Here is a 16,005-nt window from a genome sequence, read left to right as displayed (position 1 = left end):
AATGGCTTGCATTAAACATGAAGTTATTCGCATAATAGTTGGAAAAAATATTTTATAACATTATTTAGGTCTGGATCACCTCGATTGTTTACCTCATGTACATTAAAGTGTCCGAACATTGGGAAGTCTATTGTTTGAATTGTATTTCATATTGATTAGCGCGTTGATGTTATAACGATAAGCAGCTTCTCTATATACCTAATAAAGCAGTTCATCAATCTTTTCCTTTGTTAGTTTCGCCCCTGGAGAGAGGTGCCTTCCTTTTTCAACAATATTTTTGTCCTTGTCAATCAAAATATACTCCGGTATCGCTGGAATATCCAAATCCTTTCTAAAATAACTACTTTGCTCCCAGTTTAGGAGATAATGCTTTCCTCCTCCAAGATTAAAATCTGAGACCATTCTCCTCCATAGGTCATCCTCAGATTCAATACAGATATATATAAACGCAACTTCCTTGCCTTGATATACTTCTATCAGTTTCTTTGAATCTGGCATTGCCTTTATGCATGGCCCACACCAAGTTGCCCAAAAATCAATAAATAATACCTTTCCCTGGTTTTCTTCCAATATCGTTGAAAAAGTATCCTCCATCGGAATTCCATTCATATTCTTCAAAACCTCTTTAGTATAAATATCTGGCTTATTTAAGAATGCTCGGGCAGATGAATAATTGTTTTTTAGATTATTCATTATGAGTGGCGTTTTAATCATTGTAGCTATTTCTGTTTCGTGCTTTTCGAATCCCTCTATTCTATTTCCTTCTAATTGAGATCTATAATAACGTGCAATAAGAAGCTCGGACAGTAGTTTATCCTGAATGTTTGAGTTGAAATAATTCAGTAGCAGCGAGTCAGCATCAAAATTTTTAGCCCCCTCAATATTATCTGGCGCTGAAGCCACAATGTTTTTTACAACAATATTCATCCAGTAGCTATTAATTCTTGAGCTCAAGTTACTCCATCCTACAAGTTTCTCTGGGGTTAATGGTAGAATCTCCTTATTATAATCGAAATAATCGCAAGGAAGATTCTTTTTCCCCATTGAATATTCATCAAGGTAGTTGTAATAAGACTGTAGGACATACTGTCTTGTCCATTGTTTTACTTCATCATTCGGTAAAAGCTCATAAATGAAATGGTTGTAGAATTTTAGCTGATTTTGCTTTACAGTATCCATCTTTTGAATAAACTCTTTTACGTCAAGTTGATATGCCTTAGTTGGATCTATAACATCATACCCTAGTCTATTCTCTTCTCGTAATCGTTGAAACAGGATCAAATCATTATTAGTTTCCTTCCTGTCTCCAGTAAAACAAACTGTTTTGAGAAGTGACATGCTGTTATCAACTGCAGAGAATTCAATGTTAATACTATCTCCGGGATGGTAGATAAAATTAATAAATGACATCGTTTTTTTATCAACTATCAGCGCATCCATTGGAAGCGAACTTTTCAATTCAAACCTGAATTTCCCCAGACTATCCAACGCAATCGGTATTTTTTCTTGTTTCCGTCCAGGTTGTGAGAAGAGGTAATACATTTCAACATTATTCCGGTCGAATTGATGTACTGTACCCGTAATTATAACGCTATCTGTATTAAGTGGATTATCTTCTTTTAATTCACAAGATGTATATATTATAAAGAATGTGAAAAGTGCGATTAGATTTCTAAGCATGGTTGGTTCGGTATTAGTAGATCAATAAAGATTACATCTACTAAATATACGAATGTTGATTTAAATATGAAGCTAGTGGGTGTTGAATGCTCCCATTACCAGACCTCTCCAAATAACAAGAACACAACTCTTATGAATAATCTTCCCAACTTGAGGCAGGCCTCAACATCAATTGTTCCTCCCATGTAAGGTAATGATAAAAAATCATTGAATGAAGGTTATCCTCTATCAGGATTATAATTCATGTTAAGGCTCCAATTACCAGATTGTCGTACTTCTTCAAGGTCAATCAAAAGGAATATTTAGAAAAGGACTGTAAAAGTTTTTGATTAATTTAACCGAAATTTTTTTGGAGAAGTGTCCGTTTTCATTGGGATAAGTATATAGATGTAGAGATTCATTGTTATAGTAATATGAATCAGGGTTACGGATTGAAAATTCCAGGAAGGAATGAAAAATGAATTTTGAGTTTAACTGGCTGGATAAAAGAAGAAAAGCCATTCTTTAAGATTAATAAAATTTACCATGAAAAAAATATTCATACTCTACTTTTTTTTAAGTTTAACACCATTTTATAGTCAAAAACAGCCTAATATTATCGTATTTATAGTTGATGATATGGGTTGGATGGATACGTCTGTTCCCTTTACAGATACTGCTTATCCATTGAACAAACAATTTCACACACCCAATATGGAGCGATTGGCAAAAACAGGGACGAAGTTTACCAATGCATATGCAACTCCCATTTGCACACCATCGCGGGTGAGTTTATTAACTGGGATGAATGCGGCACATCATAAGGTAACAAATTGGACCATGCCCCACAGGGATCGAAATTCTGACCAGAGCGATGAACAATTTGAAGCAGCAGAATGGAATATTAACGGCTTAAACCCTTCTGGAGATGTTCCCAGAAGTGTGCAGGCTAATCCGCTTCCAGAGCTATTAAAAAATGAAGGTTACTATACTATTCATGCTGGTAAAGCACATTTTGCTCCAAATGGAACGCCGGGATCAAATCCTGAGAATCTTGGTTTTATGATAAATATTGCCGGAACTGGCGCCGGTCGTCCACTAAGCTATCTTGGTCAGGAAAATTATGGTAATATTGATGGTAAGGCACATAATGTTCATGCCGTACCGGGGATGACTGAGTATTTTGGGAGCGATCTATACCTTACGGAAGCCTTAACTCAGAGGGCCTTAAATTCCCTTAAAACGCCAATTCATCGAAAGGAACCATTCTTTTTATATCTTTCTCATTTTGCAGTACATGATCCTTATGAGGCAGATGAACGATATTTACAAAAGTATCTTGATGCTGGACTTGAACGCGTGGAGGCAATTTATGCCAGTATGATTGAAGGCATGGATAAAAGTTTAGGGGATATCATGGATTTTCTTGAAGAAAACGAGATTGAAGAAAATACAATACTACTATTTATTAGCGATAATGGCGGCTTAAGCATGGCCCCCCCAAGAGGAGGAACGGAAAATACACAAAACTTTCCACTTAGAGCGGGTAAAGGATCAGTTTACGAAGGAGGAATTCGTGTACCAATGATAGTCAAATGGAATGGAGTTACAGAACCATCATCTGATTATCACCAACCAGTAATTATAGAAGATTTTTTTCCTTCAATTTTGCAAATGGCAAGCATTAAACCAAGCAATATCATTCAGAGTGTAGATGGAAAAAGTTTTATTCCATTGCTTAAAAAACCTCAACTAAAAAAAGAGGATAGATTGCTTATTTGGCATATCCCTAACAAATGGATAGCGAAGGACAATTTAGGAATAAATTATCGATCCGCCATCCGAAAAGGCGAATGGAAAATGATTTATAACATGCGGGATGGAAGTAATGAATTATACAATTTAACAACTGATATCGGAGAACGTGAAGACTTATCCTCTAAATACCCTGATAGAGTAAAGGAATTATCAATTTTGCTTTCTGAACGATTGAGAAAATGGAAATCGCCTATGCCGATTATAAAATTATCCGGTGTTGAAGCACCTATGCCAGATGAAGTTTATAAAAATTGATCTTTTCTTAATAAGCATAGAAAAAGTAAGGGTTTAGTAGTTTAGGTTAGATTTGTTTATTCCAGCTTGTAAGTCAAGGGAGTGTATAGTAAACTGTGTCAAACCCCAATTGTGAATTGGCATTGTCCATTTCTTAGAAACATCTTTAACGGTTAGATACACAATCTTTAGCAATGCTTGAACAGAGATGAAAGCTCCTTTTGTTTTGGTGACTTTTCGTATTTGTCTGTGCATGGATTCGATCGCATTGGTTGTGTATATAGCTTTTCTGATATCCGGAGCATACTCAAAATAGGTAGATAAATGTCCCCAATTATCCATCCATCCTCTTACAGATAGCAGATATTTTTCATCCCATTTTTCATCAAACTCAATTAATTTCTCAAAGTCTTTCTATATCTCAAATAGTCCGTAGATTAAAACAACAGTCTACAAAGTTAATATGGCAGAAACACCCTGTATCTTTACAAAAACAATGTTGGCGTAAGTGTACTTTTTGGTCAGAAGGATATTTCGTTTGCGTTATTGGCGAGGCTAGTCCAGATACCATACCTCAGTACATACTTCCACAAGGTTAGTGTGTCGATTACATCCCATCCACGCTAAAAAGCGATGAATGGGTTTTACGCTCCGTTTCATAAATATTTATATAGAGTGTAAAAGCAAAAAATCCAGCCTATTTTGTAGACTGGATTCTAATTTTGCTCCCCCTCTTGGGCTCGAACCAAGGACCCTCTGATTAACAGTCAGAGAAAAGATTGTTTCCTAAGTTTTCATATTTCTTCATAAGCCCTTATTTTATGAGGGATTTGATATATTCTGATTTCATTTATTTTCTTTTGTTATCCCATTTTATCTAAATTTGTTGTACCTATGTTGTACCCAAAGTAATATTATCTATTATGGCATCAATAAAAATCATTCAAAGAACTAAAGCATTATCCAGTGGACTATTTCCCATTTTCCTCAGGGTCACGAAAGATAGAAAATCTAAATTTATTTCTTTAAATCTAGCCTGTGAAAAATCTCAGTGGAATAGCTCTAAATCCGAGTTTCGGAAAAATTTTATAGACTATAGACAATTCAATGAAACATTGGGTGATATAAAGAAAAGAGCCGAAAAAATAATATCTGATGCATTGGCAGAACAAGATGATATTACTCTAGATGAATTCCATGATAGGTTTTTTGATTTTAAATTGGATAAGAAACTTACTTTTTTACAAGCCTTTGATGAATACATTACTGAACTTACAACCTCAAACAGGACAGGAAATGCCAGATATTACAGTGATTCCAAAAGGAGTTTTGAAAATTTTTTAAATGGTAAAACAGTATCATTTAAAGAAGTAACCCCTAAATTGTTAAAAGAGTATGAGGTTTTTCTTAGGAGTAATGGAAATTCTGATACAGGTGTAGCTGCAAAAATGAGAGCTATAAGGACAGTTTTTAATGATGGAATCAAAAAGAACTATACCAAGCCAGAACATTACCCCTTTAATGTTTATAAAATATCCAAGCTTAAAAAAACGAATAATAAGAGGGCTATCAGTACAAATGCTGTTAAAAAGATAATTCAATTGGATATTAACAAGAACCCTCACCTGATAGATAGCAAAAATTATTTCCTGTTTAGTTACTATACAAGAGGGATGAATTTTTATGATATGATGTTATTAAAATGGGATAATATTAAGGAGGGCAAAATTCAATATGTTCGAAGAAAAACTAAAACAGCTTTTACTATTGAAATTTTAAATCCTGTTGCGGAAATTCTAGCATATTATAAAGCCCAAAAAAGACCTACAGATTATGTTTTTCCTATTCTTTTAAGAAACAATATGACACCCATGCAGATTGAAAATAGAAAAGCTAAAACATTGAAGCGATATAACAAACAGCTTAAAGAGATTGCCTCTAAATGTGGGATTGAAGAAAAATTGACGAGCTATGTAGCTCGCCATAGCTTTGCTACCAATTTAAAGCAAAAAGGAATTTCTACTGATATTATTTCTGAAGCTATGGGACATCAAAATTTGGCTATTACCCAATCCTACTTAAAAGACCTTGAAAATAATGTAATTGATGATGCCATGAAAAGCTTACTGGATGAAAAGTGACGAAGTGATCTTTTTATCAAAAAGTATTTTTTTTTGCATTTGTATTTTCATGTTAATCTTTACAAACTTAAAGAGTTGTCTTTAAGATAATTTCCAAAAGCATATAAAATCAAACAAGAGCACCTTACCAAAAGTGATAAGGTGCTCTTTTCATTTTCAACATATTTCATTAATTCTAAAACTTTAAAATCATGCAATTAAGACAATCAGAACGCAAAAGAGCCAAGATAAAAATGGCTTTACAAGGAAGTGCTGGGTCAGGAAAAACCTATTCAAGTTTGCTTCTTGCACAAGGGTTAACTAATAAGGATTTAACCAAAGTAGCTATTATAGATACAGAAAATGGTTCAGCAGATTTATATGCCCATTTAGGCAACTATAATGTACTCACTCTAGAGCCACCATTTACACCAGAGAAATATATCAAAGCTATTGATGTATGTCTAAGGGCTGAAATGGAAGTGGTAATTATAGATAGTATATCTCACTGTTGGGATGAGCTATTGGACTTTCATTCCAAATTAGCAGGAAATAGCTTTACCAATTGGGCAAAGGTGACCCCAAGACTTAATGCCTTTATTAATAAGATTCTTCAAGCAGAAGCTCATGTTATAGCTACTATGAGAACAAAGCAGGACTATGTCCTTCAACAAAAGGATGGTAAATACATACCTGAAAAAGTTGGACTTAAAAGTGTAATGCGAGATGGAACAGACTATGAATTTACTTTGGTTTTTGATATAGACATTAAACATTTTGTCTCAGCATCCAAAGACAGGACAGGCTTATTTATGGGAAAACCAGAATTTACCATTAACACAGCCACTGGAAGAAAAATATTGGATTGGTGTAATTCAGGAACCAACCTACAAGAAGCCAGAGCTAATATTAAATCTTGTAATAATCTAGAGGGATTACGGGAACTCTATACACATTACTCCAATTGGAAAGAGCATTTGGAATATGACTTTAAAGTCCAAAAGGATACCATTTTATCCAAACAAACATTGTTGAACCCACAAAACTTTAGCCAAAATGGAAGCACAAATCATTCAGCCTAGTATGCAGCTTAAAGCTGTAAATTCTACTACCATAATAGAGAAAGCACCTGATGTAGCCCCTACACCAAGAAGAATCCCAAAGAATTATGGGAGAAAACCATTTATAGAGGCTAACACATCAGAAGTTAGCCTCTCTCATTTAAAAAAGGATTGTATTATTCCTGTATTTAGCAAGGATAATGAACGTACAATTGCCCATACTGAGTTTATTGAAATAGCACAACATTGTGCCAATAAGGTATTTCCGCATCATCATTTTAATACACCAGAAGTAAGGGTATCCCACCAAATTAAAGGTAGAATTCCTTCAGCTATACATAAGTCCGTAAAGGAACTCCTAGACCATGAAAAGACCATTTATTACGAAAGGATGGCTTTTATTATTCAAATCCCCAGTATTACAGAAAATATCAATGGAAATGATATTACGTTGACTTTAGGAGGAGTAAGAGCCTATAACCAAGAGAACTTATACAGTAAAAAGACCTTTGAAAAATTCAAGTTCTTTATTGGATTTCAGAATATGGTATGCTGTAATATGTGCATCTCTAGTGATGGCTTTGCAGGAGAATTAAAAGTAGATGGTTATGATACCCTAAAAAGTAAACTGCTTAAAACCCTACAGGAATATAAGGCAGAAAAGCATCTAGAACAGATGCAAGAATTTAGCAAGCATCATCTTACTGAACATCAATTTGCACAGCTTATTGGGAAATCACGGCTGTATAATTATTTGCCTAGAGGGGAAAAATTAAACATTCCAGAATTACAGCTTAATGATGGGCAGATATCTACAGTAGCTAAGGATTATTACCAAGATGAACCTTTTTGTAGAAATGAGGATGGAGATATTAATCTTTGGAAAGTGTACAACCTATTTACACAAGCCAATAAGAGCAGTTATATTGATACTTTTCTGGATAGGAATGTCAATGTTTTTAACTTCTCCAACAGCTTATTAAAGGCTCTCAGTGGTAGTGGAAATTACCATTGGTTTTTGAGTTGAAAAGGATATCTTGTCTTATCTAATAAGGCAAGATATTTATTTTTTCTTTAAACTTGTATTCATAACTTCAATGTTTTTATTGGATTCTCCTGATAGAGAAAAGCTTTCATTATGACCAGTAGTATCTTTTTGGTTAATAGGTGAAAACTTATTTGTTTTATTGTTCAGACGAATATTTATTAAACTGTCCAAATCTCTAATATTAATAACATCTTGTTCAATTTTCCCTTCTTTTTCTGGATTAATATCAAAATATATTAGAGTTCCCCAAAAAAGTATAAATAAGACAAATAAACCAGCTAACCATTTCCAATTATTTATTAATGTATCTTTTCCTCTAATAAAAATTATTAAAACACATACAAATGAAATTAGTGACAGTGCTAAAGCTACATTAAACATTAAAACTTCTTTTGCACTTTCTAAAAATTGAAAAGTTGAGATAGAGCCAAAAACAAATGCAATTAATGCTGTAAATATTCCAAGAATTTCAATAGATTGAGTTTCACGTCTCTGAATTATAGCTTTATGATCACTAATTTCATTATTTAGATTTTTAATTTTATCCGTATCAGTCTTTAGTACTTTAACGGATTCAATATGAAACAATAGATTGTTAAACTTTGATTTTATTAAATTGAATTGTTTTTCAATTTTTTTGTTAGAAGGAGGAAGTACAAATGATGATGCTATAAATATATAATCTAATTTATTATCCTCAAGACTAAGCTTGCACTCTTCAAAAGGTAACTGGAATATATAATTATGGTGATTTATAGACCATTTGTGATTAAACTCATATTTATTAAATATACCTTTTAACTCTGTTTTTATATATTCCTCATTTTCTTTTAAAAAATCATCGTTGTCTTCTTCTTCTAGTTTATCATTTAAAATCTGTATAATTGAATCTAAGAATTTAAATTCTATAAAAAAGTTGTTGAGGTAAGAATTAGTTTCAGACTTTATTTTAGCATACTCGCTCTTAAGATTATTTATGTCCTTATTCTTCTCTACAAATAAAGAAAAACTATTATTGAGAGCGTAATTACTCATTACAGAGAAGGCAAACTCATTAAAGTAACTACAATCTTTCTTCTTTTTCTCTAAGATTAAAATTTCCTTTAAAAAGTTAGAAATTTTTTTTAACTCCAAATAATTTTTTGATTCATCCTTATGATATTTTATCATTCGATGAATCTGAGTAAATGTTAAATCACTTAAATCTTTATTATGAAACTTTCTATAATCATTTTTAATTTTGGAGACCCAATTTATCTCCAACTGATAGTGCTCTTTGGAATACTTGATCCATTCTTCAAAAGAAGCTTGATTTTTAACATTTTCTATCTGATGTTCTATTCCATCTACTATAAAAGTAGATTCATCTGGAGCTTCTTCTTGTTTTCTAAGAAACCATTTTGATTTAAGGAAACCACATTTAGCTAAAATAACTTCTGATAATGCACTTAGACCACTTATTTTTATATCACTTAAGGCACTTTCGATATTATATAATTGAACTAAAAAAGAATCATCATGAGAAAAAAGATGGTCACATCTAGCTGTTAAAATATTCACATGAAAGTATCTAAAATATTTCAAAGAATCTTCAGAGAGTTTCTCGTTTCTATATACAGAACTTAAAATTGAATTGATACTAAAAAAATAATCATTTTGATTTAATGAATACTTATTTTTAATATCTGTAATGAAAACAAAGTAGTAGTCTATAGTCTTATCTAAACACTCCACAATTTGATAGGCCATATTTTGGAGTTCACCATTAAACACAAAATAACTTAGAAGCTCTGAATATTTAGGCTTTAAAAAATTTAAAAACTCTTGAAAATCATCACTATTAATATATTCTCCTGACAACAAAGAATAATTTATGTTTTGATGAGAGAGTCTTTGAAACTTTTGAAATTCAGCTTTTAATACTTCAATAGAATCAGCCCTTTCATGTTCATCATAATCACCATTATCTTCTGGAAAAACAGAATCTATTTTTTTTTCAAATTCTTCTAGTAAGCTAAACGCCTTCTTTATAAATTTCATTTCCTCAAATTTCTTATGCTAAAGAGAAGAATTTATCTTCTTTCTTAATGACTGAGAGAGGAATTATATGACTATTAATGTTAGATTCTTTTGCTTTGGAAAAATAATATTTCCATGAATACCACGTATGGCTCAAGTCAACCAATTCAAAAGAAGAATATTTTATTATTTTATTATTATTTTCTTTTAATGCCTGAATATTAGAATCAATTTTAGATCGTATCTCCTTATCTAGGTTTTCATCACTAAAAGTATCAATGATTGTCGTACTTCTTCTATCTATGATTATGTTGCTATGCAATCTGTTCTTGATGTTTTCATACACATCACTTTCAACATGACCATAAGGCATTGCAACAAATTCATTAAAAACCGTATCTAATAAAGTTTCTCCTGATTCATCTGTATTAGCAGCTGAAACAAAAAAAAGCAGCTTTAAAGCTTTTAAAACACTAATATCATTCTGTTCTTCATTTGTCACTTCTTTGTGCCAAATGACCAACTTGAATAATAAATACTCAAATGCAGAAACTTTATTAATTTCCATTTTGGTTGTAGTAATTTTAAATTTTATGCAAATGTAATATATTATTTTTAATGATAATTCACAAATTCTAAGCTTAAATAATGGTAGGCTCTTCATTCCATTCTTTTCCCATAAGGATCCTGCCATTAGCTTTTTTGCTTCTTTTAACTCCATCTGCTCCCCATGTTCCCCATTGTTTAAAGAAAAATGCAACATCTTGTTCATCACATTGTCTTTGTACGTCTATCGCCCATTCAGGATCCATTGGTCTAGCTTTAGAGCCGCTTTCTCCACCAACAATAACCCAATGTATATTATCTAGGTTAAGTCTTCCTGTTGCTTCAATTAAAGGTTCAACAGAAAGGAATCTTATTCTTGCATCAATATTTCTTAAAACATCAATTCTATGTTTTGTCTTTGCAGATTCAACGGTAACACCTAGCCATACGTTATTAGGAACTTTTCTAGTGGAAAAATAATCTTTAAGGATGTTTTCTCGTTTGGTAAGCATTTGATATTGATGTCTAGGGGTTTCTTCAATAACTCTAAATACTTTGTCTAAATAATCGTAAGGCATATCTTCGTGAAATAAATCACTCATGGAATTCACAAAGAATTTTGTAGGTTTTTTTATTTTTTTAGGAGCATCTAGTCGGCTTGGCATTAAAGTAAATTCAAAACCATTTTCATAGCCTGGAGTTCCCATAGCCTGTAAGCGCTTAGCCATTACTTCTGCATAACAGTTTTTACATCCAGCACTAACTTTATTGCATCCAGTTGTTGGATTCCAAGTAGCCTCAGTCCATTCTATTTTAGAGTATTTCACTTTAGTTCTACTTTAATGTCCTTAGGTGGAGCTAAGTTATGGATTTTTTCAGTCCTAGTAGACACTTTACCTATTTTCTTTTCTTTTTCAAGTTTCCTCAATATTTCATTACAATGTTTTGGGAGACATCCAAAATTCAATGTTTCATGATATAAGCGATAAAGAGACTCTTCTTTTTCTTCTATGATTAGGCTTCTAACTTTAGAGTCTAATAAACCCAATTTTTTTATGGAATTTTCCTCTTCAAATATAGATAATTGCCCATCTATAATTTTTTCTTCATCTATATTAAAATTTGCATCTCCAGTATTTGGATTAATTTTCCATGCCACTTTTAAAAACTTTTCAATTCCTAAGGTGTGATTTGAACCAAAGATTAATCCATAAATGTTTACTCCCTTTTTAATTGAAAATGGAGCCAACATATAGTTTGTATTGATCAAAGATTTATAATATTCAAATATAACTTTATGTGAGTGAAATGGTTTTGTATCAATAAATTGTTCCTTAGTGATAGAAAGATAATTTTGAAATTCAGGAAGCTCATTAAACCTTCTTACAAATGAAGAAGAAATAAAGAAAATAAAATCAGTCCTTTTAAAACTTATTAATTTTATAAAAATCTCATTTGTTATTTCTTTAATACCAAATTGATCTAAAAACATAAGTTTCGGAAGTTTGTCATAATTTAACATTTTAGGATATAACTCCGAAAAAAGGTCTTGGAATGACTTATTATAAGTATGAATATTAATTTTTTCTTGATTGCTATACTTGAAGTTTTCAACATTTCTAATTAAACACTCGTACGTCTTTTTGTCTTTTTCATTAAAAACAATATTAATATTAACATCTGTTAAAGAAATAAATTCCTCAAAGCTGTTAAGTACTTCTAAAATTATTAAAGGACTTCCATATGTGTTTTCACAATCTTTTCCTTTCCCTGCAAAAAAATCATAAATAAAAATATTTTTCCAATAGGCTTTTTCATTTGAAGATATAAAAGTAGGCAACCATTCTATTAAATAACTTCTAAAAAGTTCTAATTTTGCTTTTGTCCCAACGTCGAATGGTTTTTCAAAATGTTTTTTTGCCATAGTAGTTTAGATTACAATCAAATATAGATAAAATTCTAAAAACTCACCTCTCACTAAGTACCCCCACCTTTTTCTGAGGGGAAACACCCCGTACCTTTTTATTTGAAGAACTTTTTTTCAGCAGCATATATAAAAACTTAGGTGATAGCAAGTTTTTATATGCAAGGTTTTTCAGAAGGTATTTTATTCAACTCAAAAATTTTAAACCAATGGTACGTATTGTAAACTATCAAAAAAGACAAGCAGAGGATGGAAGGGAATTCTTTGCTTTAGAACTTTCAGGAGGAGTGGAAATGGTATTAAGCAAAGACACTGGGCTTTATTACGCCACATCCAAAAAAACCAGTATTCCATCTACTTTTGATGAAGAAACCTGTAAACTCCTTATAGGCACTAAAATGCAAGGTAATGTAGTTAAGCAGGAAGTAGAGCCTTATACCCATATTGTAAAAGAAACAGGGGAGGAATTAATCCTTAGACACAAATGGGTGTATGTTCCAGTGGAAGATGCAGTTTCCTCTAGAGAAAAAGAATTCAAAGCAAATGCCAATGTATTCTCACAAAATGGCATCCATGAATTAGCTGGACAGGCTATTTAAGTATAAAAACGTCCATTTCTCGTAATAGTATTATATATACATACGGGTTTAGGACATTTTTAATGCAGTGCTAAAGTGACAAAATATTGCAAAACTTTATAATTAAGGAATTTACCATACTGATACATCTTAAACTTTATTCAGATTAATCTTTAAACATATTCCTTACAATAAAAGTTTCTGTAAAAAAGGTCACTTTGGCACTTTTTAATTTTTTTCCAGTTTTGGTTTCCACTTTATATAGGGTATTACCAAGATTGGAATTTTCAATTCTAACTAATATGAAAGTATGTGAAATAAATGTGTCCTATTCTAATGGGAATAAGGATAAAGTAAAAATACATAGTAGCCAAGATGCTTATAAAATAGCATTAGAGCATTGGGATATGAATACCATAGAGTTACAGGAAGAAGCTAAAGTATTATTATTAAACAGAGCTAACATGGTAATTGGGATATTCAATTTGGCTAGAGGGGGCATTACATCTTGTATTATAGATATAAAGTTGATACTTAGTGTTGCACTTAAAACAGTGGCAAGTAACATCATTTTAGTGCACAACCATCCAAGCTCCAATTTAAAACCTAGTAAAGCAGATATAGATATTACCAATAAATTGAAAATTGCCGCTACTACATTAGAAATAGTACTGCTAGACCATTTAATTATTACTAAAGAGGGATATTATAGCTTAGCGGATAATGGAGATATGTAATATAATTATTCTACCCTATTATGGTAGTAGTTTTTGCAATTTTATGTGTATGCATAAGTACCCCATATAGTTCAAAAACCTATATTTTTTAGTGGTCAGGGGAAACTTAGATATTATTAGTATAGCGAAATGTTACATTTTGTAATTCAATAATAGAGTAAATCCAGCTATATTTTTAAAAACGATATAATTTGTACAGAAAATATGGGATTTGGAAGGAAAAGTAATAAATAGCTAAATCTTATTCTTCAGTTGGTTCAATATCTATTATATCCTTTAGAGGAACTTCTAAAGCTTCAGCTATTCTATATAAGGTATAAAGTGTAGGGTTGGTTCTACCTGACTCTATCCTTGAGACATTGGTAGTATCAAATTCTCCCTGAATTTTGCCAGCCAAATCTACTTGAGTAAATCCTTTTTGCTCCCGTAATTCCTGTATTCTTTTACCTACATTTTTAAGCAATTCTGCTTTTTCCATTACTTGACATATTTGACAAGTCAAGAAATGGGTTATATTTGTTTAGTTTAATGCCATATATGACAATATTAATTTTAAAACAATTCTATGTTATACGTTGTAATGTTTATTATAGGCTTTGTAATAGTCTATTTTATTTCAAAAATTAATGGAGAGTCTAAGACTCTAAAAGAAGAGCCTTTTTCCAGAAAATTCAAAATATTTGTTGATACTTTAGGGCAACAATTATGGAATGGGCAGCAATTTATTTTGATGAAAAAAAATGAAAGACAATTTTTTATTCAAAAAAGTAAAATACCAAATAACGAAAGTCATGTTTCTATTATATATAGGTTAAGTAGCTTACATCTTGAGTACTATGAAAATACTGCTGGAGTAATAACGGATTATAAAAAAACCTATAACATTTCTAGGGATATTACAGGGGAAAGACAAAAACAACTAGCCCAAGATTTTGCCCAACAGGTTATGTTGTATGGAAAAATAAGATTATAGAATGACTTTTTTTCAATCTATTCCATATAAATTAGGCTCTACACTTCATAAATCCAATACTGATATAGAGTACATAAAAACCTTAAAAAATGATACTGAATTTTATAGGAGTGACAAGTATTCAGAGGTTTATCTCTTTGGAAAGTCATTTGAATCTGTTTGTTATTTATGGTTTAAAGAAAATGTATTGATACGGATTGAATACAGGATTCATAACAAGTATTTTACGCTATTCCTCAATTCAATAAATGCTGAATTACAGCAAGGAAATAAACTAACAAAAGACCCTTTTGTTAACCATAGGAGTTATTTTACTTCTTTGGGCAATTTAGCAATTGGACTAGATGAAATAACCAAAGACTATTTTATGCTCAGGTATTGGCTCCCCAAGGAGTTTAATACATCTGTTACAATAAAGAAATGAAAATAATTACACATTAATATTTAAAATTTTAAACATGAAAAATACCCTATTTCTACTATTATTATTCTGTGGATTAATTATTAGTTGCTCAAATGAAGATGATTCATCAGATTTAAACACATTAGACTCCAATTTAGTTGGTTCATGGAACACTTCAGAAGATTTATCAGGAAACACCTATACTTATAATGCAGATGGAACTGCTGTTTATGAAAATCATTATTCTAGTACAGAAACTGACATTTATAATGGGGCTTGGAATATAGTTGAAGAAAATGTATTAATTGCTTATTACCCTGATCCAGATGAAGAATGGGATGATAATTGGAAAGACCATCCTACAATGAAATATTATTTTGAATTTTTAAATGATTGTACATTACAGCTAACTGATTATAATAATGCATCTGATATTATAATTCATTATAAAGAAGGAGAAGATAATTGTTATGATGATATAAAGGAAGCTAGGGAGTATGAAATATCCTTTAGGGGTTATAGCTCTTCTGAACAACAATATCCAATGGTTATAACATATTATTCAGATGATGAAAATGGAGAAGTTTCCTCAACAGTAGTTAATACCCAGACTAATACAGATGTAGGAGGAAGACAAACCTTAAAATGCTACAATCAAATAGGTTTTAAATATGGAACTTCAGATAATGGGGAAACTATTGTAAATAACGTTTCAATAAAAGATGTGAAAGCAGATAATGTCATTTTTAATAATACACTACTCCCCATCTGTAAGACAGTTTAAATATATATCTAATTATTTATGATGCTATTCTTTTTGTATTATAAATTTGATCAGGTGGTACTTTTCCTATTTCAGTATGCCTTCTTTTGGTGTTATAGAAT

Annotated in this window: 17 protein-coding genes; 10 read left to right on the top strand and 7 right to left on the bottom strand. The window is 31.4% G+C overall.

The genetic code is table 11. From position 1 onward, the window contains the following. Positions 1 to 198: 198 nt before the first annotated feature. Complete coding sequence (locus ACN0TV_RS14495) at positions 199 to 1,680, bottom strand: TlpA family protein disulfide reductase (protein WP_417363672.1); 1,482 nt, start codon at positions 1,678 to 1,680, stop codon at positions 199 to 201. Between the two features lie 525 nt (positions 1,681 to 2,205). Between ACN0TV_RS14495 and ACN0TV_RS14490 the strand changes: the two genes are divergently transcribed. Continuing rightward, positions 2,206 to 3,732: a sulfatase gene (locus ACN0TV_RS14490; protein ID WP_417363670.1), complete on the top strand. Its 1,527-nt coding sequence runs from the start codon at positions 2,206 to 2,208 to the stop codon at positions 3,730 to 3,732. A 33-nt stretch (positions 3,733 to 3,765) separates the two neighbouring features. On the opposite strand, the gene ACN0TV_RS14485 is transcribed toward ACN0TV_RS14490, so the two are convergent. Beyond that, on the bottom strand, positions 3,766 to 4,107 hold the full coding sequence (locus tag ACN0TV_RS14485) for a transposase (RefSeq protein WP_417363781.1): 342 nt from the start codon (positions 4,105 to 4,107) through the stop codon (positions 3,766 to 3,768). Here ACN0TV_RS14485 and ACN0TV_RS14480 point away from each other — a divergent pair. From ACN0TV_RS14480 to ACN0TV_RS14465, 4 genes are all read left to right on the top strand, one after another. After that, complete coding sequence (locus ACN0TV_RS14480) at positions 4,032 to 4,310, top strand: transposase (protein ID WP_417363779.1); 279 nt, start codon at positions 4,032 to 4,034, stop codon at positions 4,308 to 4,310. The genes ACN0TV_RS14485 and ACN0TV_RS14480 overlap by 76 nt on opposite strands. A gap of 324 nt (positions 4,311 to 4,634) precedes the next feature. Continuing rightward, a complete protein-coding gene (locus tag ACN0TV_RS14475) occupies positions 4,635 to 5,852 on the top strand; it encodes a phage integrase SAM-like domain-containing protein (protein WP_417363668.1) in 1,218 nt (405 codons plus the stop codon). A gap of 191 nt (positions 5,853 to 6,043) precedes the next feature. After that, a complete protein-coding gene (locus ACN0TV_RS14470) occupies positions 6,044 to 6,913 on the top strand; it encodes an AAA family ATPase (protein ID WP_417363667.1) in 870 nt (289 codons plus the stop codon). Next, complete coding sequence (locus ACN0TV_RS14465) at positions 6,888 to 7,919, top strand: DUF3871 family protein (RefSeq protein ID WP_417363665.1); 1,032 nt, start codon at positions 6,888 to 6,890, stop codon at positions 7,917 to 7,919. Before ACN0TV_RS14470 ends, ACN0TV_RS14465 begins: the two co-directional genes overlap by 26 nt. A gap of 36 nt (positions 7,920 to 7,955) precedes the next feature. Here ACN0TV_RS14465 and ACN0TV_RS14460 read toward each other — a convergent pair whose 3' ends face one another. The 4 genes from ACN0TV_RS14460 to tcmP form a co-directional block, all read right to left on the bottom strand. Then, complete coding sequence (locus tag ACN0TV_RS14460; protein ID WP_417363663.1) at positions 7,956 to 9,980, bottom strand: hypothetical protein; 2,025 nt, start codon at positions 9,978 to 9,980, stop codon at positions 7,956 to 7,958. A 13-nt stretch (positions 9,981 to 9,993) separates the two neighbouring features. Next, the gene (locus ACN0TV_RS14455; protein WP_417363661.1) at positions 9,994 to 10,527 is read right to left on the bottom strand and encodes a type II toxin-antitoxin system antitoxin SocA domain-containing protein; all 534 of its coding nucleotides are present in this window, start codon (positions 10,525 to 10,527) and stop codon (positions 9,994 to 9,996) included. A 73-nt stretch (positions 10,528 to 10,600) separates the two neighbouring features. Continuing rightward, positions 10,601 to 11,332 (bottom strand): DUF5131 family protein, encoded by a 732-nt coding sequence (locus ACN0TV_RS14450; RefSeq protein WP_417363659.1) that lies wholly within the window; start codon positions 11,330 to 11,332, stop codon positions 10,601 to 10,603. Then, positions 11,329 to 12,429 (bottom strand): three-Cys-motif partner protein TcmP, encoded by a 1,101-nt coding sequence (tcmP, locus tag ACN0TV_RS14445; RefSeq protein WP_417363658.1) that lies wholly within the window; start codon positions 12,427 to 12,429, stop codon positions 11,329 to 11,331. The genes ACN0TV_RS14450 and tcmP overlap by 4 nt, the downstream gene beginning before the upstream one ends. 209 nt (positions 12,430 to 12,638) lie before the next feature. On the opposite strand from tcmP, the gene ACN0TV_RS14440 reads away from it, so the two are divergent. Both ACN0TV_RS14440 and ACN0TV_RS14435 read left to right on the top strand, forming a co-directional pair. Further along, a complete protein-coding gene (locus tag ACN0TV_RS14440; protein WP_417363656.1) occupies positions 12,639 to 13,028 on the top strand; it encodes a hypothetical protein in 390 nt (129 codons plus the stop codon). 197 nt (positions 13,029 to 13,225) lie between these two features. Next, positions 13,226 to 13,744, top strand: coding sequence for a JAB domain-containing protein (locus tag ACN0TV_RS14435; RefSeq protein ID WP_417363655.1), 519 nt, complete (start codon positions 13,226 to 13,228; stop codon positions 13,742 to 13,744). Positions 13,745 to 13,985: 241 nt separating this feature from the next. On the opposite strand, the gene ACN0TV_RS14430 is transcribed toward ACN0TV_RS14435, so the two are convergent. Beyond that, complete coding sequence (locus ACN0TV_RS14430; protein WP_417363653.1) at positions 13,986 to 14,222, bottom strand: helix-turn-helix domain-containing protein; 237 nt, start codon at positions 14,220 to 14,222, stop codon at positions 13,986 to 13,988. A gap of 87 nt (positions 14,223 to 14,309) precedes the next feature. Between ACN0TV_RS14430 and ACN0TV_RS14425 the strand changes: the two genes are divergently transcribed. From ACN0TV_RS14425 to ACN0TV_RS14415, 3 genes are read left to right on the top strand one after another with little or no spacing between them, the layout of a single operon-like run. Then, the gene (locus ACN0TV_RS14425) at positions 14,310 to 14,717 is read left to right on the top strand and encodes a hypothetical protein (protein WP_417363651.1); all 408 of its coding nucleotides are present in this window, start codon (positions 14,310 to 14,312) and stop codon (positions 14,715 to 14,717) included. Position 14,718: 1 nt separating this feature from the next. Next, on the top strand, positions 14,719 to 15,141 hold the full coding sequence (locus ACN0TV_RS14420; protein WP_417363649.1) for a hypothetical protein: 423 nt from the start codon (positions 14,719 to 14,721) through the stop codon (positions 15,139 to 15,141). A gap of 34 nt (positions 15,142 to 15,175) precedes the next feature. Further along, complete coding sequence (locus ACN0TV_RS14415) at positions 15,176 to 15,904, top strand: hypothetical protein (RefSeq protein WP_417363647.1); 729 nt, start codon at positions 15,176 to 15,178, stop codon at positions 15,902 to 15,904. Positions 15,905 to 16,005 lie beyond the last annotated feature (101 nt).

The organism is Galbibacter sp., assembly GCF_048266365.1.
Classification (GTDB): Bacteria; Bacteroidota; Bacteroidia; order Flavobacteriales; family Flavobacteriaceae; genus Galbibacter.
The sequence above is the reverse complement of the archived record's forward strand: the minus strand, read 5'-3'. Positions and strand labels throughout refer to the sequence as shown.